General features: G+C 74.4%; 17 protein-coding genes and 1 pseudogene. 9 read left to right on the top strand and 9 right to left on the bottom strand.

Going from position 1 to position 20,338, the window contains the following annotated elements:
• Nucleotides 1-2: 2 nt before the first annotated feature.
• From SXIN_RS10385 to SXIN_RS10370, 4 genes are all read right to left on the bottom strand, one after another.
• The gene (locus SXIN_RS10385; protein WP_019710208.1) at nt 3-980 is read right to left on the bottom strand and encodes an ABC transporter permease; all 978 of its coding nucleotides are present in this window, start codon (nt 978-980) and stop codon (nt 3-5) included.
• A 211-nt stretch (nt 981-1,191) separates the two neighbouring features.
• Complete coding sequence (locus SXIN_RS10380; RefSeq protein WP_039822501.1) at nt 1,192-2,988, bottom strand: ABC transporter substrate-binding protein; 1,797 nt, start codon at nt 2,986-2,988, stop codon at nt 1,192-1,194.
• A gap of 72 nt (nt 2,989-3,060) precedes the next feature.
• Nucleotides 3,061-4,071, bottom strand: a complete 1,011-nt coding sequence (locus SXIN_RS10375) for an ABC transporter permease (RefSeq protein ID WP_039822506.1) — start codon at nt 4,069-4,071, stop codon at nt 3,061-3,063.
• A 349-nt stretch (nt 4,072-4,420) separates the two neighbouring features.
• Nucleotides 4,421-6,544: a S9 family peptidase gene (locus SXIN_RS10370; RefSeq protein WP_019710205.1), complete on the bottom strand. Its 2,124-nt coding sequence runs from the start codon at nt 6,542-6,544 to the stop codon at nt 4,421-4,423.
• 311 nt (nt 6,545-6,855) lie between these two features.
• Here SXIN_RS10370 and SXIN_RS10365 point away from each other — a divergent pair, with 311 nt between their 5' ends.
• The 4 genes from SXIN_RS10365 (at nt 6,856) to SXIN_RS10350 (ending at nt 10,701) form a co-directional block, all read left to right on the top strand.
• Nucleotides 6,856-7,050 (top strand): hypothetical protein, encoded by a 195-nt coding sequence (locus SXIN_RS10365; protein ID WP_019710204.1) that lies wholly within the window; start codon nt 6,856-6,858, stop codon nt 7,048-7,050.
• A 36-nt stretch (nt 7,051-7,086) separates the two neighbouring features.
• Entirely contained in the window at nt 7,087-8,052 is a 966-nt protein-coding gene (gene mshB, locus SXIN_RS10360; protein WP_019710203.1) for an N-acetyl-1-D-myo-inositol-2-amino-2-deoxy-alpha-D-glucopyranoside deacetylase, read from the top strand.
• Nucleotides 8,049-8,417: a DUF6113 family protein gene (locus tag SXIN_RS10355; RefSeq protein ID WP_019710202.1), complete on the top strand. Its 369-nt coding sequence runs from the start codon at nt 8,049-8,051 to the stop codon at nt 8,415-8,417. The genes mshB and SXIN_RS10355 overlap by 4 nt, the downstream gene beginning before the upstream one ends.
• A 205-nt stretch (nt 8,418-8,622) precedes the next feature.
• Entirely contained in the window at nt 8,623-10,701 is a 2,079-nt protein-coding gene (locus tag SXIN_RS10350; protein WP_192883576.1) for a peptidoglycan binding domain-containing protein, read from the top strand.
• 92 nt (nt 10,702-10,793) lie between these two features.
• On the opposite strand, the gene SXIN_RS10345 is transcribed toward SXIN_RS10350, so the two are convergent.
• Both SXIN_RS10345 and SXIN_RS10340 read right to left on the bottom strand, forming a co-directional pair.
• The gene (locus tag SXIN_RS10345; RefSeq protein WP_019710200.1) at nt 10,794-11,684 is read right to left on the bottom strand and encodes a transglutaminase-like and tetratricopeptide repeat-containing protein; all 891 of its coding nucleotides are present in this window, start codon (nt 11,682-11,684) and stop codon (nt 10,794-10,796) included.
• A gap of 17 nt (nt 11,685-11,701) precedes the next feature.
• On the bottom strand, nt 11,702-12,784 hold the full coding sequence (locus tag SXIN_RS10340) for a GNAT family N-acetyltransferase (RefSeq protein ID WP_095756902.1): 1,083 nt from the start codon (nt 12,782-12,784) through the stop codon (nt 11,702-11,704).
• A 139-nt stretch (nt 12,785-12,923) separates the two neighbouring features.
• Here SXIN_RS10340 and fdxA point away from each other — a divergent pair, with 139 nt between their 5' ends.
• Nucleotides 12,924-13,244: a ferredoxin gene (fdxA, locus tag SXIN_RS10335; protein ID WP_019710198.1), complete on the top strand. Its 321-nt coding sequence runs from the start codon at nt 12,924-12,926 to the stop codon at nt 13,242-13,244.
• 139 nt (nt 13,245-13,383) lie between these two features.
• On the top strand, nt 13,384-14,481 hold the full coding sequence (gene dapC / locus SXIN_RS10330; protein WP_039822491.1) for a succinyldiaminopimelate transaminase: 1,098 nt from the start codon (nt 13,384-13,386) through the stop codon (nt 14,479-14,481).
• A 155-nt stretch (nt 14,482-14,636) separates the two neighbouring features.
• Here the strand turns inward: dapC and SXIN_RS32905 are convergent, their stop codons facing one another.
• Nucleotides 14,637-15,194: a hypothetical protein gene (locus SXIN_RS32905; RefSeq protein ID WP_019710196.1), complete on the bottom strand. Its 558-nt coding sequence runs from the start codon at nt 15,192-15,194 to the stop codon at nt 14,637-14,639.
• A 309-nt stretch (nt 15,195-15,503) separates the two neighbouring features.
• Entirely contained in the window at nt 15,504-16,442 is a 939-nt protein-coding gene (locus SXIN_RS10320; protein WP_095756901.1) for a VldE C-terminal domain-containing protein, read from the bottom strand.
• A 106-nt stretch (nt 16,443-16,548) separates the two neighbouring features.
• Between SXIN_RS10320 and dapE the strand changes: the two genes are divergently transcribed.
• Both dapE and SXIN_RS10310 read left to right on the top strand, forming a co-directional pair.
• Nucleotides 16,549-17,628, top strand: coding sequence for a succinyl-diaminopimelate desuccinylase (dapE, locus tag SXIN_RS10315; protein ID WP_019710194.1), 1,080 nt, complete (start codon nt 16,549-16,551; stop codon nt 17,626-17,628).
• 97 nt (nt 17,629-17,725) lie between these two features.
• Nucleotides 17,726-18,490: an LOG family protein gene (locus SXIN_RS10310; protein ID WP_019710193.1), complete on the top strand. Its 765-nt coding sequence runs from the start codon at nt 17,726-17,728 to the stop codon at nt 18,488-18,490.
• Nucleotides 18,491-18,537: 47 nt separating this feature from the next.
• On the opposite strand, the gene folP is transcribed toward SXIN_RS10310, so the two are convergent.
• Nucleotides 18,538-19,398: a dihydropteroate synthase gene (gene folP, locus SXIN_RS10305; RefSeq protein ID WP_039822482.1), complete on the bottom strand. Its 861-nt coding sequence runs from the start codon at nt 19,396-19,398 to the stop codon at nt 18,538-18,540.
• 414 nt (nt 19,399-19,812) lie between these two features.
• Here folP and SXIN_RS31720 point away from each other — a divergent pair.
• Nucleotides 19,813-20,211: pseudogene (locus SXIN_RS31720) on the top strand (DivIVA domain-containing protein); the annotation flags it as partial.
• Nucleotides 20,212-20,338 lie beyond the last annotated feature (127 nt).

Raw genomic sequence — 20,338 nt, 5'->3', positions numbered from 1 at the left:
TCCTAGGACAGGCGCACGCGCGGGTCGATGAGCGCGTAGGCGGCGTCCACGACGATGTTGAACAGGATGATCGCCGTCGCGGCGAACAGCATCACCCCCATGAGCATGGGGAGGTTGGTGTTGACGACGGACTCCACGGCGAGCCGGCCGAGCCCGGGCAGGGTGAAGGTGAACTCCGTGATCATCGCGCCGCCGAAGAGGGAGCCCATGTCGACGCCGAAGATGGTGATGATCGGGATGAGCGAGCCCCGCCAGGCGTAGCGGAAGAAGACCGTGCGCCGGGCCATGCCCTTGGCGCGGGCGGTTCTGACGTGGTCCTCCTGCAACTGCTCGATCATCGTGGAGCGCGCCATACGGGTGTAGTTGGCGGTGAAGATGATCGACAGCACGCACCAGGGCAGGATCAGCCCCGCGAACCAGCCGGCCGGGTCGTCCGTGAGATTCACGTACTCGGGCTGGGAGAGCCAGCCGAGCTGGTAGACGAAGAGCGCGATCGCCAGCGGGCCGACGAAGTAGATCTGCATCGAACTCAGTACCAGCGAACCCGAGCTGACGATCTTGTCGACGAGTGTGCCGCGCCGGGCGGCGGCCAGCATCCCGGTGCCCAGGCCGACCGTCAGGAACACCGCGGCGCCGCCGAGGGCCAGCGAGACGGTGGTCGGGAAGCGGTCGAGGACGGTGTCCCAGACGGGCGTGTTGTCGACGAAGGAGTAGCCCAGGCAGGGCGCGGGGCAGGGGCCCACCGCGTAGTCGCGGCCGGCGAAGATCCCCACCATGTACTCCCAGTACTGCACCGGCACCGGCTTGTCGATGCCCATGTTGCGGCGGATGACCTCCAGCGCGTCCGGGGTGCAGTTCTTGCCGCAGGCGAGCAGGGCCGGGTCGCGCGGGATGCTGTAGAAGAGGAAGAAGGTCAGGGCGCTGATGATCAGCAGGATGACGACGGCGCCGAGCGACCGGCGGACCAGGAATCTCAGCATGCGTGGACAGCTTTCGCGGATGGCCGGGCCAACGCGGGGACGCGCGGGACACGGACGGCCGGGACGGGGACGGCGGGGGTGGGGGGCAGACGTGGGGGAGGGCGGACGGACGGCCGGGTGACGCTGCCGCGGTGCGGCGGAGGTCCCGGTGCGCGGGGGTGCGGGCCCGCCGGCCGGCGGCCGGGCCGCGCCTCCCGCGCACCGGGGGCCGTCACTGCTTCAGATAGAGCTTGTTCGGGTCGAGGCCGCTGAGGTCATTGTTGTAGACCGCGCCGCCGATCTTCGAACCGCTGATCTGCATCTGCTTGTAGTAGTACGCGGGGACCACCGGGGTGACCTCCTCGACGATGTACTTGCCGAGGTCGAACCACTCCTCGGCGGCCTTCTCCGGGTCCGCGACGGCCGAGATGCGGTCGATCTCCGCGTTGATCTTCTCGTCGTTCACGTGCGCGTAGTTGGCCGAGCCGTCGGCGATCTTCCGGCCGTCGAACAGCGGCGGGATCACCGTCGACGAACTCACCCAGTCGTGGCCCCAGTTGTTGCGGTACAGGTCATAGCCGTTGTCGACCTTGCCGACCCGGTCGTAGTAGGTGTCGGTCGGCAGCTCCTTGCGCTGCACGTCGAACCCCGCCTCGCGCAGGGCGTCCGTGACGGCGACCGCCTCCTGCTGGCTCTCGTTGTCGTTGCGGAAGGCGTAGACCAGCTTCATGTCCTCCTTGCCGGCCTCCTTCAGCAGCGCCCGCGCCTTCTCCGGATCGCCGTTCGGCTTCGCCAGCTTGCCGAACGGGTCGTAGCCCTTCTCGTAGCCGGGCAGCAGGGGGCTGATGACGCCGCCCGCGAGCTCGCCGCCCGCCGAGCCGCCGTACGGGGCCAGGATCGCCCGGAGCGGCAGGGCGTGGGCGATGGCCTGCCGAACCCGGTGGTCCTTGATCCGGTCCATGTTGATGGCGTACATGGCGACATAGGACTGGTAGCCGGAGATGGTGCGCTTCTTGGCCTCCTCGTCGCGCAGCACCTGCGGGATGGTGCTCGCGTCCACCGAGTTGTTGAAGCTGGTGGCCCGCTGGTTCTCCCCGGTGTCGGAGAGGATGCGCTTGCTGGAGTCCTCGTACTGGTGGTTGAAGGTGATCTCGAACTTCTCCGGGTACTGGTGGCGCGAGGCGTCCGTGTCCGGGTCCCACTCGGCGTTGCGCACCAGCGTCATGGACTTGCCGGGCTTGAACGACTGGATCTTGTACGGGCCGGAGGCCAGCGGGTCCTTGTCGTACTTCTCCTTGGTGTCCTTCTCCGCGGACACCACCCCGTAGCCGGGCATCCCCAGCGCGTAGGGCAGGTCGTTCTGCGGCTTCTCGAAGCGGAAGACCACCGTCTTGTCGTCGGGGGTCTCCAGGACCGAGTCCGGCAGGTGGTCGCCCTGGTACGGGCCGCCCGGCAGCAGGTCCCGGTACTCCGGGTCGTCCGCCATCCAGGACTGCACGAAGGTCGGGCCCTCCGTGACGAAGTCGGCGAACAGCCGCTCGAAGCTGTGCCGGACGTCCCGGGAGGTGATCGGCGAGCCGTCCTCGAAGCGGATGCCGTCCTTGAGGGTGTACGTCCAGGTCTTCCCGTCGTCCGAGCGGGTGCCGCTGTCGGTGGCGAGATCGCCGACGACCGAGTAGTCGCCCTTGTTGTCCATCTTGACGGTGGTCAGCCGGCGGTGGATGAGCGCCGCGAGCTTGCCCTCGTCGGAGACGTAGATCTGCGCCGGGTCCAGATGCGCGAAGCTGTCCCGCGCGAGCACCCGTATCGTGCCGCCCGGCTCGGCGCCGGCGATCGGTTCCGCCGGCCCGGTCGACGCCGTGGCGTCGGCGAACGGCACGGGCGCCTGCGCCGTGGCGCCCTTGTCCTTGCCGTTCCCGTCGTCCCCGCCGCCGCCTCCGCCGCCCTCGCTGCAGCCGGAGAGCAGTAACGCCCCCGCCGCCAGCGCCACCACGGCGGCGCGCCCTCCGCGTGCCCGAATCCTGCTCATGGCCTGTCGCACCTGCCCGTCCTTGAGTGGTGGCCTGTGGTTCGCCGCCCGGTGTGCGCCGCCGGGCCCGGATCAGTGCCGGGTCTTGGGGTCGAACGCGTCCCGGACGGAGTCCCCGAGCAGGTTGAAGGCGACGATGAAGATCACCATCGCGCCGCCCGGGAAGAACATGTAGGTGAAGTCGTTCTCGAAGACCTGGGCGCCGGTGGCGAACATCCGGCCCCAGTCCGGGGTGGGTTCGATGAACCCGACCCCGAGGAAGGAGAGCCCGGCGGCCGCGGTCACGAAATTCGGCAGCATCAGCGTGCTCTGCACCAGGATCGGGGTGACCACATTGGGGAGCAGCTCCCGGCGGATGATCCGCCACGGGGAGGCGCCGCTCACCCGGGCCGCCTCCACGAACTCCCGCTCCCGCAGCGACAGCACCGTGCCGCGCAGGATTCTCGCCAGGCTCATCCAGCCCAGGAACCAGAGCACCAGCACCATCGCGACCGCCCGGACCCAGGTCGGCGTCTCATCGGTGTCGGCCACGAACAGGGCGACCACGATCGGCATGAAGGCGACGAAGAACAGCTGGTTGGGAAAGGCCATCAGCAGGTCGATGGAGCGGCCGATGAGGAAGTCGGTGCGGCCGCCCAGATAACCCGCCGCCACCCCGAGCACGATCGCGGTCAGCGTGGCCAGGAGCGTCACCGCGACCGCGACCAGCAGTGAGGTGCGGATGCCGTAGAGGAGCTGGGTGAAGACGTCGCGGCCCAGGATCGGCTCGATACCGAACCAGAATTCCCCGGAGATGCCGCCGTTCGGCGCGACCGGATAGCCGAACTCGTTGAGCAGCCCGTCCCGCTGCTGCCCGTAGCGGGTGTACGGGTCCTTGCCGTAGAAGTGGGAGATCACCGGCGCGAGCAGGCCCACGGCGAAGAAGAAGAGCACCACACCGGCCGAGATCGTCCCGGCGCGGTCGCGGCGGAAGCGCCGCCACATCAGCCGGCCCGGCGAACGGCCGCCCGGCACGTCCGCCGTCCGGGCTTCGGGCCCCGGCGGCCCGCCACCGGCCGCCGAGGCCTTCGATAAGCTCGTCATCGCGCTGGCCCCCGTGGTCACGTCTCCGCCGAACTGGTCTGTACCGCTTTCCTGACGTGAGCGCGACTTTGCAGCGGAGCCCCGGTCCAGTCAAGAGGGCGCCCGGACCGAAAAGACGCCGCCCCGGCATCTTGGGAGAAGGTTTCGGATATCGAGGTCGCCGTGTGCTTGACGCCGGACCGCGGCGCCGGACATTCCCGCTGGAATCGCCGTCAAGCGCGTTAACACCCGGGCAACTTGATGGAAGCAAGCCCGATATCCACAGACGGCAGGCTGAACGGCGTACGGCCGTGCGGGTGCCGTAGAACCGGCCGGGGCGGTCCGTGGACCGCCCCGGCCGGCGCCGGCGTCAGACCAGGCCCAGCGAGCGGCGGAGGAAGCCCGCCTGGAGCAGCAGCAGGTTCTCCGCGACCTGCTCCTGCGGGGTCATGTGGGTCACGCCGGAGAGCGGCAGCACCTCGTGCGGGCGCCCGGCCGCCAGCAGCGCCGAGGACAGCCGCAGCGTGTGGGCCGCCACCACGTTGTCGTCCGCGAGCCCGTGGATCACCATCAGCGGCCGGTGCTGCCCGGCCGCCCCGGAGAGCCCGCCCTCCTCGGTGACCAGCGAGTTGGCGTCGTACACCGCCGGCCGCCCGGCGGGGTGGCCGAGATAGCGCTCGGTGTAGTGCGTGTCGTAGAGCCGCCAGTCGGTCACGGGCGCCCCGGCGACGCCCGCGTGGAAGACGTCCGGACGGCGCAGCACCGCGAGCGCCGCCAGATACCCCCCGTACGACCAGCCGCGGACGGCCACCCGCCCCAGATCCAGCGGGAAGCTCTTCGCCAGCCCGTGCAGCGCCTCCACCTGGTCGTCGAGGGTGACTCCGGCGACATCGTGTGCGATCGCCTTCTCCCAGGCCGGGGAGCGGCCCGGGGTGCCGCGGCCGTCGGCGACGACCACCGCGAAGCCCTGGTCGGCGAACCACTGCGAGGTCAGATAGGCGTTGTGGGCGGCGACGACGCGCTGGCCGTGCGGACCGCCGTACGGGTCCATCAGCACCGGCAGCGGACCGTCCCCCTCCCGGTAGCCGGTGGGCAGCAGCACGGCGCACGGGATGCGGCGCTCCCCGGACTCCGCCAGCCGCACATGGGCGGTCAGCACCGGCTGCTCCGCCAGCGACATGACCGTCCCGGCGGGCCGGTCGTCCCGGTACAGCCGCACCGCCGCGCCGCTGTGGCCGAGCGTGGCCGAGGCCAGCACGGTCACCGCGCCGGAGCGGACCGCCGAGTGCACCCCGGGGCCCTCCGAGATCCGCTCCACCCCCAGCTCGCTGACCCGGTGCACATGGATCTCACCCGTCCCCGGCTCCGCCGCTTCCGGCCCGGCGGAGGCCGTCACCAGCACGTCCTCCGCGCCGACGTCGAGGACCGCCCGGACGTGCAGCTGCGGCCCGGTCAGCGGGCGGTCGCCCACCATCAGCACCCGCGCCCCGCCCTCGTCCGCGATCCGCACCAGCCGGCCGTCCGGCGTCCACACCGGGACCCCGGGGAAGAGGTCGAGCCAGACCGGGTCCTCGTCCGCGTGCAGCAGCCGGGTGGCGCCGGTCTCCGGATCGGCCGCCAGATACAGCTGGGAGCGCTGGTCGCGGGCCTGGACCAGCAGCAGCGGCGGCCCGGCCGCGGACCAGTGCACCCGCGCCAGGTACGGATAGCGCTCCCGGTCCCACTCCACCGGCACCCGCGAGCCGTCGAGACCGGTGAAGGCGAGCGTCACCTCCGCGTTCTCCGTACCGGCGGCCGGATACGCCACCTCGGCCGGCTCGCGGCCGGGATGCGCCGGGTCGGCGATCCACCAGCGGCGCACCGGCGTCTCGTCCACCCGCGCCACCAGCAGCCGGTCGCTCTCGGGCGACCACCAGAAGCCCCGGGAGCGGTCCATCTCCTCCGCGGCGACGAACTCCGCCAGCCCGTGGGTGATCCGCTCGTGCTCCGGCTCGGCCAGGGCCCGGACGTCCGAGCCGTCGGCGGCCGCGGCGTACAGGGCGCCGCCGGCGACCCAGGCGATGTGGCGGCCGTCCGGCGACGGGCGGGGATCGACCACCGGGCCCGGCACCGGGAGCTCCCGCGCGGTCCCGGCCCGCAGCTCGGCCGCGAACAGCCGCCCGGAGAGCGCGAAGGCGGCCAGCTCGACGGCCGCGTCGACCGCGTAGCCGACGACCCCCGCCGAACCCTCCCGGCTCCGCTCCCGGCGCGCCCGCTCCTCCGGGGACAGCCGCTCCGTGCCGCCGCCGAGCAGCGCCGCGGGATCGGCGGCGATCCGTTCCGTCCCCTCGCCGAGATCGTGCACCCACAGCAGGTTCGCCCGGTCGGTGCCGGAGCGGGACCGCAGGAAGACGAGGCGGGTGCCGTCGGGCGACACGGTGAAGGAGCGCGGCGCGCCCAGGCTGAAGCGCTGGGTTCTGGCATGCTGCCGCGGAAACGAGAGCTGTCCGTCCATGCGGCGACCCTACGTGCCGGGTCCCGCCGGGCCGAGACCCCGCACCGCTCCCGGGCCGTCCCCGGGCCGTCCGCGGGCCGTCCGCGCACCGCTGCCGCACCGCCTCTGACCGGCCGTCGGCCGTGCTCCGGCGTACGCCCGGCGGAGCTGAAGGGGCGCCCGGTCCGTGCGCCCCTTCTCTGCTGCGATGCACCCGCTCGTGCGCAGGAACGGATCGTTATGATCTGTGGCGCATCATGGGTAACCACACTGTGGCGCCCGTGCGTTACCCCTCGTCGCCCCGACCGCACATACCTTGGAGGTGAACCGCCGTGGCACTCTCGATTTCGGTGGTGGTGCTGCTGGCGATCATCGTCTTCCTGCTGGTCCGGAAATCCGGGCTGAAGGCCGGACATGCGGTGGTCTGCATGCTGTTGGGCTTCTACCTGGCCAGTTCCTCGGTGGCCCCGACCATCAGTGAGCTGACCAACAACGTCGCCGGGATGATCGGGGGGCTGAAGTTCTGACGGCCCGGCGCCGTTTTCGCTCGTACGCTGTAGCGCATGACTGACCTGCCCTCTCCAGGCCGTGGCCGGGCGCTGCCCGCCCGCCGTCTGCTGCTGGTGCACGCGCACCCGGACGACGAGACGATCAACAACGGCGCGACCATGGCCAAGTACGCCTCCGAAGGGGTGCACGTCACGCTGGTGACCTGCACCCTGGGCGAGGAGGGCGAGGTCATCCCGCCCGGGCTCGCCGCCCTGGCCGCCGACCGGGACGACGCGCTCGGTCCGCACCGGGCGGGAGAGCTCGCGGCCGCGATGGCCGAACTGGGCGTCACCGACCACCGGTTCCTCGGCGGGCGGGGCCGCTACCGCGACTCCGGCATGATGGGCCTCCCGCAGAACCGGCGCCCGCGGGCCTTCTGGCGGGCCGACACCGACGAGGCCGCCGCGCACCTCGTCGAGGTGATGCGCGAGATCCGCCCGCAGGTCCTGGTCACCTACGACCCCGACGGCGGCTACGGGCATCCGGACCACATCCAGGCGCACCGCGTCGCCATGCGGGCCGCCGCGCTCGCCTCCGAGCGGGCCTACCGCCGCGACCTCGGCGAGCCGCACACCGTCCGGAAGATCTACTGGAACTGCCTGCCGCGGCCGGTGGTGGAGGAGCGGCTGGCGGCGCTGCGGGCCGCCCCCTCCCTGCCCTTCCCCGGCGTCGCCGGAGTGGCGGACCTTCCCGGGGTGGTGGAGGAGGAGCAGGTCACGACGGCCGTGGACGGCGGCGAGTGGGCCGGGCGGAAGGCGGCGGCCCTCCGGGCGCACGCCACGCAGATCGCCGTCGCGGAGGGTGCGGAGGGTGCCAAGGGCGAGGAGTGCTTCGCCCTGTCGAACAACCTCGCGCAGCCGCTGCTGGCCACCGAGTACTACCGTCTGGTCCAGGGCCCGGCGGCGGGCGGACTGCCGGCGGGCAATCCGCCCGAGACCGATCTGTTCGCGGGCATTCCGGACGCCGGGGGGAGCCGGTGAGCGCCGGGCGCCTCGCCGCGTACGCCGCTCTCGGGGTGCTCGGGGTCCTGACCGGCGCGGCGGGCGCCCTCGTCCAAGGCGCCTGGTTCCCGGCCGGGTTGCTGCTGGCGCTGCTGGCCGTCGGAGCCCTCTGCTACGGCGGGCTGCGGGCCACCGGCACCCGGATCGGTCCGGGCGCGGCGGCCGGCGGCTGGCTGCTCGCCGTGATGGCGCTGACCACCTCCCGGCCGGAGGGCGACTTCCTGTTCGGGTCGGGTGTGGGCTCGTATCTCTACCTGCTGGGCGGGATGTTGACCGCTGTGATCTGCACCACTGTGCCCTCGCTGCCCCCACCGGCCCCCGGAGCCAAGGCACTTGGCGGCTGACGAGCCGACGGGCGGGGGGCGCGGGCTCCCCGCCCGGGGCGCCGATACGGCGGTCGCGGTATGAGCGCGGGCATCGGCCAGTATGGTGGTAGCGCCGCCGAGCTCCCCTGCCCTACGGCAGGGAGAACCCCCGCCCGCGGCCTCAGGCACGGGGGGAGCCCAGTGCGAGTACTACGGGCGGCGGAGCCAACCGGGAGAACCAGCTTTGAGCCGTGAATCTGACACCACGTCCTCCGGGCCCCAGGGGCACGGCGGGGCCGCGTCGTACCCCTCGGGGACACCGCCCTACGGCACGCGCCGGTATCCGTCGCTGCACCCCCCGCAGGACGCGCCGGACGCCCCCGAGGCCGCCGGCGCCGGCCGGCCCCCCGAGCCGGAGGAGCAGCCGAAGACCGAGACCACGCTGACGACCCGGATCAGAATCAACATCCCCGGATCCCGGCCGATCCCCCCGGTCGTCATGCGCACGCCCGTCGAGGACCGGTCGTCCGCGGCCAAGCCGGGCGTGCCCGGACCGGGCAAGCCCGCCGAGGAGCGGCAGCCCTCCGCTTCCGCTTCCGCGGCGGGCGGCGGACGGGAGGAGCCGGGGAGGAACCCCTCGGCGCCGGGCGGCCAGGGTGGCGGAGAGCGGGCCAGCGACTGGTTCGCGCCCCGCAAGACCCCGACCCCCACCTCGGGCACCCCGATCCCGGGCGGCCCGGCGGCGGGCGGCCCCGGCGGTGCCGGTGCGGGCAGCGGCGGTGCGGCGCACGGTGGCGGTCCCGCGGCGCCCGGCGGCCGGCCCGCGGGCGGCCCGCCTCCCGGCCGGGACGCCGATCCCACCTCCACCCCGGCCTACGGCACCCGTGTCGGCCCCGTCCCCGGAGCGGGCCCCAACGGGCCGACCGGCGGCCCCGCCGAGGGCGACATGCCGCTGCTGCCGCCCGCCTTCCGGCAGCAGGCCGGCGGCCGGAGCGGCGGCCAGGGCGGGCAGGCCGGCCCCGGAGCACCGGCGGGCGGCCCGGGCGGCCCGGGCGGACCGGCCGCCGGGGACGGAGCGCCGCGTTCCGCACCACCGTCCCCCGCGTACGGCGGCTTCCCGCCCCCCGCCGCCCCCGGGCCGATGCAGGACCCGGCCGCGCCCGCGCCCGCGCCGTTCGGCGCGGACCACGGCTTCGCGGCGGACCCCGCCTTCGGCGGACCGGAGGAGCGGGTCTCCAGCGACACCCTGGTCAGCGGGATCCAGGCGGTGCCGCCGGCCGGCGAGTCCCCGTTCCCGACCCTGCCCGCCGACGACGCCGGGGCCCCGCGCCCGCCGGCGCCCCCCGGCGCCGCCGCCCCGGCCCCGGCCGCGCGGAAGAAGGGCCGGTCCAAGCTCGTCCTGGCCGGTGCCGCGGTCGTCGCCGCGCTCGGCGTCGCGTACGCCGCCGGGCTGCTGCTCGACCACGCCGAGGTGCCGAAGGGCACCACCGTCGCCGGGGTCGACATCGGCGGCATCTCCCGGCAGGAGGCCGTCAACCGGCTCGACCAGGGGCTCGGCCGGCGTGTCGACGCCCCGATGACCGTCCGCGTGGCCGGGGAGCAGCACGAACTCAAGCCCTCCGTGGTCGGGCTGGACGTCGACGTCGACGCCAGCGTCCGGCAGGCCGCCGGGCGCGACTACAACCCGGTCTCCGTGATCGGTTCGCTCTTCGGCGGTTCCCGCGAGGCGGAGGCCGAGATCGTCACGGACCGGGAGAAGCTGCGCGCCGCGCTGGAGTCACTGGCCGGGGAGAGCGGCGCGGAGCAGGACGGCATGATCCGTTTCGAGGCGGGCAAGGCCGTGCCCGTCCCGGGCAAGCCGCACCGTGCCGTGGACGTCAACAAGTCCGTCACCGCGCTCTCCGACGCCTACCGGGCGCGCACGGAGACGGGCGCGAGCGCGGCCGTCGAACTGCCCAGCACCGTACGGCAGCCTGCGGTGGACCAGGCGGAGATCGACAAGGCGATGAAGGAGTTCGCCGAGCCCGCGATGTCCGGGCTGGTCACCGTGCGGACGGACCCGGCGCGCACCATCTCCTTCAGCCCGGAGAACTCGCTGCCGAAGTTCCTCTCCATGAAGGCCGTCAACGGCAAGCTGGTGGACACCTACGACCTGAAGGTGCTCAAGAGCCTGTACGGCGGGGTGTTCGACGGCGTGCTCATCGAACGCGGCAACGGCTCCAAGACCCCGGTGAGTCCGCAGGACGTGGCCGGGGCGCTCCGCGAGGCGCTGCGCTCCACCGACCCGGCCGGGCGCACCGTCACCATCGACACCACCCCGTAGCGGGGAGGCGTTTCCTCCGGCCCGGTGCGCGGCGCGTACCGGGCCGGACCGGTGTTTCCCGCACGGCGGGGCGCACGGGCCGCCCGGGTGCGTCAGTTGAGCATCGCGCGGGCCGCCCGGGCCTCCCGCCGCACCGCCCGCGCCTCCTCCGGGTCCACCGCCTCGGCCACCTCCGCGTAGGTCTCCAGCTCGGCCGCGCCGGTCAGGAAGTCGCCGCGCCCGACCAGCAGCTGCCCGTGCTCACGGCGCAGCCGCGCCGGGTGGTGGGGCAGCAGCAGGGAGAGCTCGACCGCCCACAGCCGGACGTCGCCGCGCTCGGGCCGGGCGGCGGCCCAGGCGCGGATGTTGCCGAGGACGCGCCGGACGATGTCCAGCGGCGCGGCCGGGGTGAGCACCGCGGAGGTGAGCGGCTCACCGGTCACGGCCGCCAGCAGCAGTTCGGTGTCGCTCTCGCTCAGCGGCCGGCCGCCCTCCGAGGGGTCGGCCAGCACCCGGCCGTCGTCCGTCCCGGCCGGGTCGCCGAAGCCGACGACGAAATGGCCGGGCAGGGCCACTCCGTACACCGGCGCGCCGGCCCGCCGGGCCACCTCGATCCAGACGACGGACAGCAGGATCGGCAGTCCGCGCCGCCGCCTCAGCACCTCCGGCAGGAGGGAGGACTCCAGGGCGGCGAAATCGTCCCGGGTGCCGCGGAATCCGTACCGTTCGCCGAGGAGCGCGCCAACCGCCCGCGCCCAGCCCGCGGCGCCGCCGCCGGGCGCGTACGGCAGCTCCCCGGCGAGCCGGTCCAGCTCGATCTGGGCCGCGTCGATGCCCTTCTCGCCCAGCGACGGATCGGCCTCGGCCGCGACCAGCAGGCAGAGCAGGGCCAGATCGGGCCGCTCCGCGCGGGCCTCGGCGGCGAACCGGCGCCGGACCGCCGTCCGGTCACCCGCGTCGTCGTCCGCGCCGCGGGGGTCGTGTGCGTCCGGCCTGTCCGGCATGGGGAAGCCCTATCCGCTCAGTGGCCGCCGTCGTCCGGCGCGCGCCAGTGGTGGTACGTGTGGTGGACGGTGAAGCCGAGCCGGTCGTAGAACGCGCGAGCGGGCCCGTTGTCCGTCTCGACCTGGAGATACGCGGCCGAGGCGCCCTCCTCCAGGGCCCGCGCGGCGAGGGCGGCCATCACGGCGGACGCCAGGCCCCGCCGCCGCTGCTCCGGCGCCACCTCCACCGCCGAGAAGCCCGCCCAGCGGCCGTCCACCACGCACCGTCCGATGGCCGCGGGGGCACCGCCGGGGTCCTCTCCGTCCGCGGCCCCGCCTGCGGCCCCGTCCGCCGGTACCGCGGCGAACCACACGGACGGCCCGCCGCACAGCACCCGCCGCACCTCCGGGGTGTCACCGGCGAACCGCTGGTAGCGCCGCAGCCAGGCGGTGCCGGGGGTACGGGCCAGCCGGACGGGGGGCGCGGCGCTCCCGGCCCCCGCGGCCGCCGGGACGCCCCGCACGGGCCCCGCCTCCGCGACCGGGGCCAGCGCCGCCGTCCGCACCTCGGCGGAGACCTCCCGGATCCAGCCGCGGGCGTCGAGGGTGGCGGCCAGCTCCTCCTGGGTGTCCCCGGCGCCGGTGGTCACCTGGACGTACGCGGGCAGGCCCCGCGCGGCGTACCAGCGGACCACCCGGCGCAGCGCCTCGTCCGCCGGGAGCCCCGGACCGCCCAGCGGCAGCACGGAGTTGGCGCGCCGGGTGAAGCCGCCCGAGGCCCGCAGGGTCCAGCCGCCCAGCGGCTCGCTCTCGGCGGGCGGCCAGGCGCGGGCCGCGACCCGGCTCAGCTCGGCCGCGGAGGCGGCCGGGCCCCGGCGCCGGGCGGGTGCCGCGGGCACCACCTTGCCGGCGGCCAGCGCGGATTCCGGGATGCGGACGATCTCGCCGTTCCGGCGCGTGAGACACAGCACACCGCCGTCCCAGGATGTGAGCACGCCGACCGCGTCGGTGAACCGCCCGCCCGGCGCTCCGGGCTCGCTCCACCGCCGCACCGATACCCTTTTGCCCACGTCAGCGGCGGTGATCCGGACCGTGAGGCGTCCGCCGGTGGTGAAATCCACAGCTGTGCCCGCCCCTCCTGTTCGACTGGTGCCCCGGAACGGAGATACTAGTTGCGGGCATCGACGACGCCGCGCTCCCGCGCGCCATGCGGCGGAGACGACAACCGCTCCGCCCGCCCTACCGAGGAGGAACGACAGCGTGACCTACGTCATCGCGCAGCCTTGTGTCGACGTCAAGGACAAGGCGTGCATCGAGGAGTGCCCCGTCGACTGCATTTACGAGGGCTCCCGGTCCTTGTACATCCACCCCGACGAGTGCGTCGACTGCGGCGCCTGCGAGCCGGTCTGCCCGGTCGAGGCCATCTTCTACGAGGACGACACCCCGGAGGAGTGGAAGGACTACTACAAGGCGAACGTCGAGTTCTTCGACGAGCTCGGTTCGCCCGGCGGTGCCTCCAAGCTCGGCCTGATCGAGCGCGACCACCCGCTCATCGCCGCGCTCCCGCCGCAGAACCAGTAGCCGCGGACCCCGCGGCGCCGTCCCGGTCCCGTACGGCACCCCGGCCGTGCGGGACCGCGGTCTTGGCATCCGCCGCGCCGCCCCGGGGCGCCCGCCGGAGCCGTCCGGCCGCCCCGAACGCCCGAGAGAAGTGAGCACCGTGCCCGGAGTCTCCGACCGGCTTCCCGTCTTTCCCTGGGACCGCCTCGAACCGTACCGAGCGTCCGCCGCCGCGCACCCCGGCGGTCTGGTGGACCTGTCGGTCGGCACCCCGGTGGACCCCGTCCCCGAGGTGATCCGCGAGGCGCTCACCGCCGCGGCGGACAGCCCCGGCTATCCGACCGTGTGGGGGACCCCGGAGCTCCGCGACGCCCTGGCGGGCTGGGCCGGACGGCGGCTCGGGGCGCGGGGCGTGGAACACACCAACGTCCTGCCCGTCGTCGGCTCCAAGGAACTGGTGGCCTGGCTGCCCACCCAGCTGGGCCTGGGCCCCGGCGACCGGGTCGCCTTCCCCCGGCTGGCCTACCCGACGTACGAGGCCGGGGCGCGGCTCGCGCGCGCCGAACCCGTCGTCTACGACGAGCCGGCGGATGTGGCGCCGGAGGGCCTGCGGATCCTCTGGCTCAACTCCCCCTCGAACCCCACCGGCCGGGTCCTCTCCCAGCAGGAGCTGCGCACCGCCGTGGCCTGGGCGCGGGAGCACGGTGTGCTGGTCGTCAGCGACGAGTGCTATCTGGAGCTGGGCTGGGAGGCCGACCCGGTCTCCGTGCTCCACCCGGACGTGTGCGGCGGCAGCTTCGACGGCGTCGTCGCGGTGCACTCGCTCTCCAAGCGCTCCAACCTCGCCGGGTACCGGGCGGCGTTCATCGCCGGGGACGCGGCCGTGCTGGGCGAGCTGCTCAAGATCCGCAAGCACGGCGGGATGATGGTGCCCGCACCGGTCCAGGCGGCGACGGTCGCGGCCCTCGCGGACGACGAGCACGTGGCGGAGCAGCGTGCCCGGTACCGGGCACGGCGCACGGCCCTGCGCGGCGCGCTGGAGACGGCCGGTTTCCGGATCGAGCACAGCGAGGCGAGCCTCTACCTCTGGTCGACCCGGGACGAGCCCTGCTGGGACACCGTGGCCGACCTCGCCAAGCGGGGCATCCTGGTGGCCCCGGGCGACTTCTACGGCCCGGCCGGCGAACGCTTCGTCCGGGTCGCGCTGACGGCGAGCGACGAGCGCGTCGCGGCCGCGGTGGAGCGTCTGCGCGGCTGACCGCGGCGCGGGACGAACGAACGGGGGCCACCGGAGCGCCGGAGAACAGCGGAACGCCCGGCCGGGGCATCCCCGGCCGGGCGTTGCCGTCCGTACCGCTCACGGCCCGTGGACCGTACGGGCTCCGGCCGCCCGCGGCGGGGCGGCCGTCCCGGTCAGACGCCGAGCTGCAGCGGGCCGTTCGCCGTCAGGTCACCGGCCGCCTCGTTGACCTCGGAGAGGTTGTTGTAGGCCACGTTCGGGGCGGCCGGCGTCCTGATCTCCTCGGTCGCCGGGAGGCTCCCGGGTACGCCGGGCACGCCCGAGGAGTCGGTGAGGCCACCGGCGAACTCCCGCACCCGCAGGCCTCCGGGGCGCACTCCGGCGGTGTCCTCGGTGAGCGTGCCGGCGGTGTCCCCGCTGCCGGTGACGGTCTGCCCGGCGACCGGGGCTGCGGTGCCGACGGCGGAGTCGAGCAGCCCCTCGGCGGCCGGGAGGGCGGCGTTCCCCACGGTGCTGTCATGCGTCGTGACGGCACCGGCCGTGGTCTGCCGGGCGGTGGTGTCGAGGATTTCCCCGAGGGCCGCGCCGTCGAGGTTGCTGACCCCGCCGAGACCGGCGGACTCCGGCAGCTGGGCGGCCTGCGCCGGGCCGGCCGCGCCGACGAGGGGAGCCGCGCCCGCTGCGACCAGCAGCGCGGCTCGGGCGATCCGACGCGTGAGGGGGAGGGACATGGTGCTCCTTCGGCGGGGAAAAGCTGATGATTTCAGGGGAGTTGTGTCCGTTCGGCGGACACAGTGACTACCGCGTGAGGAGCGGGAAGGTTGCGGCGCACCGGGGTAAAGGATTGGCAATGCGCCGCGCCCCGGGGCAGGCCGCGGAGGGGGCGCGGAGCGCCGTACGGGACCGGTGCGCGGGAGCGCCGGTCCCCGGGCCCCGCAGGTGGGACGGGGGCCCCGGGGCTCCGTCCGGGCCCGGCCGCGACGCTCCCGCGGGTGCCCGCCCGGCGGCGGGCGGCTCCCCCGGGCGGGCGACCCTCCGTACTACTGAACGGTGGTGATGACCACGGCCGCCGCGGCCCGCTTCCGGGCCGCCGCCGAGGAGCCGGCCGCCTCCGGGCGCCAGCCGTTGCCGGAACTGGCGGCGCTCCACACCCGGCCCGCGTACGAGACCTGGGCGATCCGCAGCTCCCGGGCGTGCGCCACCGCCCAGTGGGCCAGCTCCCAGCCGCGCCGCTCCGGGCCGCCGGGGGCCGTCTCCGGCACCGGAACGCTCACCACCGGGCCGGGCGAACCGCTCTTCCCGGCCCCGCCGACCCGGCCGGCGCCGCCCGCCAGCACGTCGCGGCCGAACTCGCGCCGCAGCTTCTCCCGCACCCGGACCGGGTCCCCCGGCTGCTCCTGGGCCCCGGGAGCGCAGCTCAGCGACGCCTCCGCGCGGCCGGTCAGCGCCGAGGTGAGCAGCGCGGCGTTCGGCTCGTGCTTGGCGTACGCCTGCGGGAACCCGCTGCGCTGCACCTGCTGGGCGGCCACGGTCAGCGGCAGCCGGGAGTAGCCGGGGACCTTCACCAGATGGTCGTAGAACGCCCCGGCCGAGTACACCGGGTCCATGATCTGCTCCGGCGTGCCCCAGCCCTGGGTGGGCCGCTGCTGGAAGAGGCCGAGCGAATCCCGGTCGCCGTAGCGGATGTTGCGCAGCCCGGACTCCTGCATCGCGGTGGCGAGCGCGATGGTCACCGCGCGCTCCGGGAGCCGGCGGGCCGATCCGACGGCCGCGATGGTGGCGGCGTTCACCGCCTGCTGGGGTTCGAGTTCGTACGGTTCGCCGTCCTGCCCCGCGGCTCTGACGGCACAGCGCGGCGAGCCCGGTCCGGAGGTCTGGAAGTGCACCGCCAGATACCCGGCCAGGGCCAGCAGGACGGTGCACGCCACCAGCGCGCGCAGCAGGCGCCGGCGGCGGACGGAAACGGTTCGGCTGGACACGCCGCACACGGTACCGGGCGGCCGTGAAGGCCGGGGCCCGTGCCCGGAAGGACGGCCCCCGGGCGGCCGGAGGGGCGGCCCCCGCCGACGGGTTAGGGTCGCCGTCATGGACCCACACGTGCTCGATCTGTCCCTGGACGCCGCCGCCCTCACCGCCGCCCTCGTGGACATCCCGTCCGTCAGCGGCCGGGAGAAGCCGCTGGCCGACGCGGTCGAGACGGCGCTGCGCGCCCTGCCGCACCTCACCGTGGACCGGTACGGCAACAACGTCGTCGCCCGGACGCGGCTGGGGCGCCCGGAGCGGGTGGTGCTCGCCGGCCACCTCGACACCGTGCCCATCGCGGACAACGTGCCCTCCCGGCTGGACGACGAGGGCTACCTCTGGGGCTGCGGGACCTGCGACATGAAGTCCGGGCTCGCCGTGCAGCTGCGCATCGCGGCGACGGTGCCGGAGCCCAACCGCGATCTGACCTTCGTCTTCTACGACAACGAAGAGGTCGCCGCCGAACTCAACGGCCTCGGCCATGTCGCCGCGGCCCATCCGGACTGGCTGGAGGGGGACTTCGCCGTCCTCCTGGAGCCGTCGGACGGGCAGGTCGAGGGCGGCTGCCAGGGCACGCTCCGGGTCCTGCTGCGCACCACGGGGGAGCGGGCGCACTCGGCGCGCTCCTGGATGGGCTCCAACGCGATCCACGCGGCCTCGCCGATCCTGAGCCGGCTGGCCTCGTACGAACCGCGCCGGGTGGTCATCGACGGGCTGGAATACCGCGAAGGGCTGAACGCCGTGGGTATCGAGGGCGGGGTGGCCACCAACGTCATCCCGGACGACTGCACGGTCACCGTCAACTTCCGCTACGCGCCGGACCGCACCGAACAGGAGGCGGAGCAGCACGTCCGGGAGGTCTTCGCGGACTGCGGGGTGGCCGAGTTCGTCATCGACGACCACACCGGCGGCGCCCTGCCCGGCCTCTCCCACCCCGCCGCGGCGGCCTTCATGGCGGCGGTGGGCGGCCGGGCGCAGCCCAAGTTCGGCTGGACCGACGTCTCCCGCTTCAACGCGCTGGGCGTCCCGGCCGTCAACTACGGTCCGGGCGCACCGCTGCTGGCGCACAAGCGGGACGAACGCGTGCTCGCCTCGCTGATCAACCACTGCGAGGAGCGGTTGTCCGCCTGGCTGACGGCCTGAGGTGCCTTGCCGTCAACCTGCCGGGGCATACGCTGATCCGCGAAGATCCTCCCGTCGCCGGACGACACGGGAGGCGGTGTCTCGGAAGGAGCGGCCCGTGACCAGTGCCGAGGGAGAAGCCCGGGAAGAAGTCGGCCGGGAGCAGCACCTGGGGCCGGTGACGCGGCGGCGCGGCCAGGTCCAGCGGACCACCACCGACCAGCGGCTGCTGGACACGCAGCCGGGGCCCGTGGAGTGGGTGCACCAGGACCCGTGGCGGGTGATGCGCATCCAGTCCGAGTTCGTCGAGGGCTTCGGCACGCTCGCCGAACTCGGCCCGGCCATCAGCGTCTTCGGCTCGGCCCGCACGCCCGTCGGCTCGGAGGAGTACGAGAACGGCGTCAGGATCGGCCGGGCCCTGGCCGAGGCCGGCTTCGCGGTGATCACCGGCGGCGGGCCCGGCACGATGGAGGCGGCGAACAAGGGCGCCTACGAGGCGAACGGGATCTCGGTCGGCCTCGGCATCGAACTCCCCTTTGAGCAGGGGATGAACAACTACGTCGACATCGGGGTGAACTTCCGCTACTTCTTCGTCCGCAAGACGATGTTCGTGAAGTACGCGCGGGGGTTCGTGGTGCTGCCCGGCGGACTGGGCACGCTGGACGAGCTGTTCGAGGCGCTCACGCTCGTGCAGACGCGCAAGGTCACCCGCTTCCCGATCGTCCTGTTCGGGACGTCGTACTGGAAGGGGCTGGTGGACTGGGTGGAGAACACCCTGATCGGCACGGGCAAGGCGGCACAGCACGATCTGGACCTCTTCCACCTGACGGACGACGTGGACGAGGCCGTGAGCCTGGTGAGCAAGGAGACCGGGCAGGCCTAGCCCGCGCCGTCCCGGCGCGGCACGGGTGTCCCGGCGCGGGCGTCCGCTCAGGCCAGTCCGCGGCGGGCCACGGCCGGGGGCCGGTGGCCCGCGATGGACGCGACCATGTCGAGCACCTGCCGGGTCTCGGCCACCTCGTGCACCCGGTAGACGCGGGCCCCCAGCCACGCCGAGACCGCGGTCGCCGCGAGCGTGCCCGTCAGCCGCTGCTTGACCGGCCGGTCGAGGGTCTCCCCGACGAAGTCCTTGTTCGACAGGGAGACCAGCACCGGCCAGCCCGTGGCCGTCATCTCGCCGAGCCGGCGGGTGGCCTCCAGGGAGTGCCGGGTGTTCTTGCCGAAGTCGTGGCCCGGGTCGATGAGGATGCCGTCACGGCGCACCCCCAGCTCGACCGCCCGTTCGGCCAGGCCCAGGGTGACCCGGAGGATGTCGGCCATCACGTCCTCGTACGCCACCCGGTGCGGGCGGGTGCGCGGCTCGGCGCCGCCCGCGTGGGTGCAGACCAGGCCGGCGCCGTACCGGGCGGCGACCGCGGCGAGCTGCGGATCGGCCCCGCCCCAGGCGTCGTTGAGCAGATCGGCCCCCGCCTCGCAGACCGCCTCGGCGACCTCGTGGCGCCAGGTGTCGACGCTGATCACCACCTCCGGATGGCGCCGCCGCACCTCGGCCACGAAGCCGACGGTGCGCCGCGCCTCCTCCTCGGCCGTGACCTCCTCGCCGGGGCCGGCCTTGACACCGCCTATGTCCACGATGGCGGCACCCTCGGCGATCGCCTGTTCGACGCGGGCCAGCGCGGGCTCGTCCCGGAAGGTGGAGCCCTGGTCGTAGAAGGAGTCCGGGGTGCGGTTGACGATGGCCATGACCACCGGCTCGTGCTCGCCGAACTCGCGCTTCCCCAGCCGCAGCACCACTCGTGACCTCCTCCGGCCGCCCGTCGGGCGGTGGGACCGCTCTCCGGCCCCGGGACAGTTCTCCGGCCGGCCCGTCCGGCTCTCCGCGCGGGCCCGCCGCCCGGCTCCGGGGCCGGTCCGGCCCTTCCGCGGTGCCCGGCACCGCACCTCGCCGCGTCACCGGGCACGCCCGCGCACCGTCCGGTACACCGGCGGCCCTCCGCCTCGCGGGGTTCCTCCACGGCCCGAAGAGCGGGGGATGCCCCCGGCACCGGGCGCCGCGGCCCGATCCGACGCGGAGCGCCAGACAGACCCTAGCCTCTCGGGACCGCCCGCCGGAGCGTGCCCGGGACCCGGCCGGTTGCCCGGCGTCCGGCGGAGCGTGGCACCATCGTCCCCTCAGACCCTGCCGACGCATCCGGGGAGACGGTCGTGTTCTGGTTCTTGCTCATCGCGCTGGTCGTGGTGGTCGCGGCGGTCACCCTCGCCGTGGTCGGCGGCGACGACGGCGCGGCGCTGCCGGACGCCGAGCCGGACCGGCTCGCCGACCCGCTGCCCCTCTCGCGCCCCGTCAGCCGCGCCGATGTGGAGACGGTGCGCTTCCCGGTGGCCGCGCGCGGCTACCGCATGACCGACGTCGACGACGTGCTCGACCGGCTCGCCGCCGAACTGGCCGAGCGGGACGCCCGGATCACCGAGCTGGAGACCGCGCTGGCGGGGGCCCGGGCGGCAGCGTTCGGCGCCCCGGACCTCTTGCGCGAGGGGGCCGCCGAGGAGGAGCCGGCGAACGGCCGCGCGGCGGACGGCGGCCCGGCGGGCGGGGACGGCGCGTCCACCGGTGCCACGGCCCCCGGCGGCGACGGCGGCGGAGCCCCGGGCGGTGGGACCGCGGCCGGGGACGGCACGGCCCCGGACAGCGCGGCTCCGGACGGCACGGCTCCGGACACCGCCGCCCCGG

It is taken from the genome of Streptomyces xinghaiensis S187, assembly GCF_000220705.2.
In the GTDB taxonomy this organism is placed as follows: domain Bacteria; phylum Actinomycetota; class Actinomycetes; order Streptomycetales; family Streptomycetaceae; genus Streptomyces; species Streptomyces xinghaiensis.
Note: the sequence above shows the minus strand (reverse complement) of the source record. Positions and strands in the feature narration are given on the sequence as shown.

Coding starts and splice junctions, on each gene's coding strand:
- dapE (WP_019710194.1), top strand. CDS start 16,549: ATGGACCCACACGTGCTCGATCTGTCCCTGGACGCCGCCGCCCTCACC.
- SXIN_RS10380 (WP_039822501.1), bottom strand. CDS start 2,988: ATGAGCAGGATTCGGGCACGCGGAGGGCGCGCCGCCGTGGTGGCGCTG.
- SXIN_RS10375 (WP_039822506.1), bottom strand. CDS start 4,071: ATGACGAGCTTATCGAAGGCCTCGGCGGCCGGTGGCGGGCCGCCGGGG.
- SXIN_RS10370 (WP_019710205.1), bottom strand. CDS start 6,544: ATGGACGGACAGCTCTCGTTTCCGCGGCAGCATGCCAGAACCCAGCGC.
- mshB (WP_019710203.1), top strand. CDS start 7,087: ATGACTGACCTGCCCTCTCCAGGCCGTGGCCGGGCGCTGCCCGCCCGC.
- SXIN_RS32905 (WP_019710196.1), bottom strand. CDS start 15,194: ATGTCCCTCCCCCTCACGCGTCGGATCGCCCGAGCCGCGCTGCTGGTC.
- SXIN_RS10345 (WP_019710200.1), bottom strand. CDS start 11,684: ATGCCGGACAGGCCGGACGCACACGACCCCCGCGGCGCGGACGACGAC.
- SXIN_RS10385 (WP_019710208.1), bottom strand. CDS start 980: ATGCTGAGATTCCTGGTCCGCCGGTCGCTCGGCGCCGTCGTCATCCTG.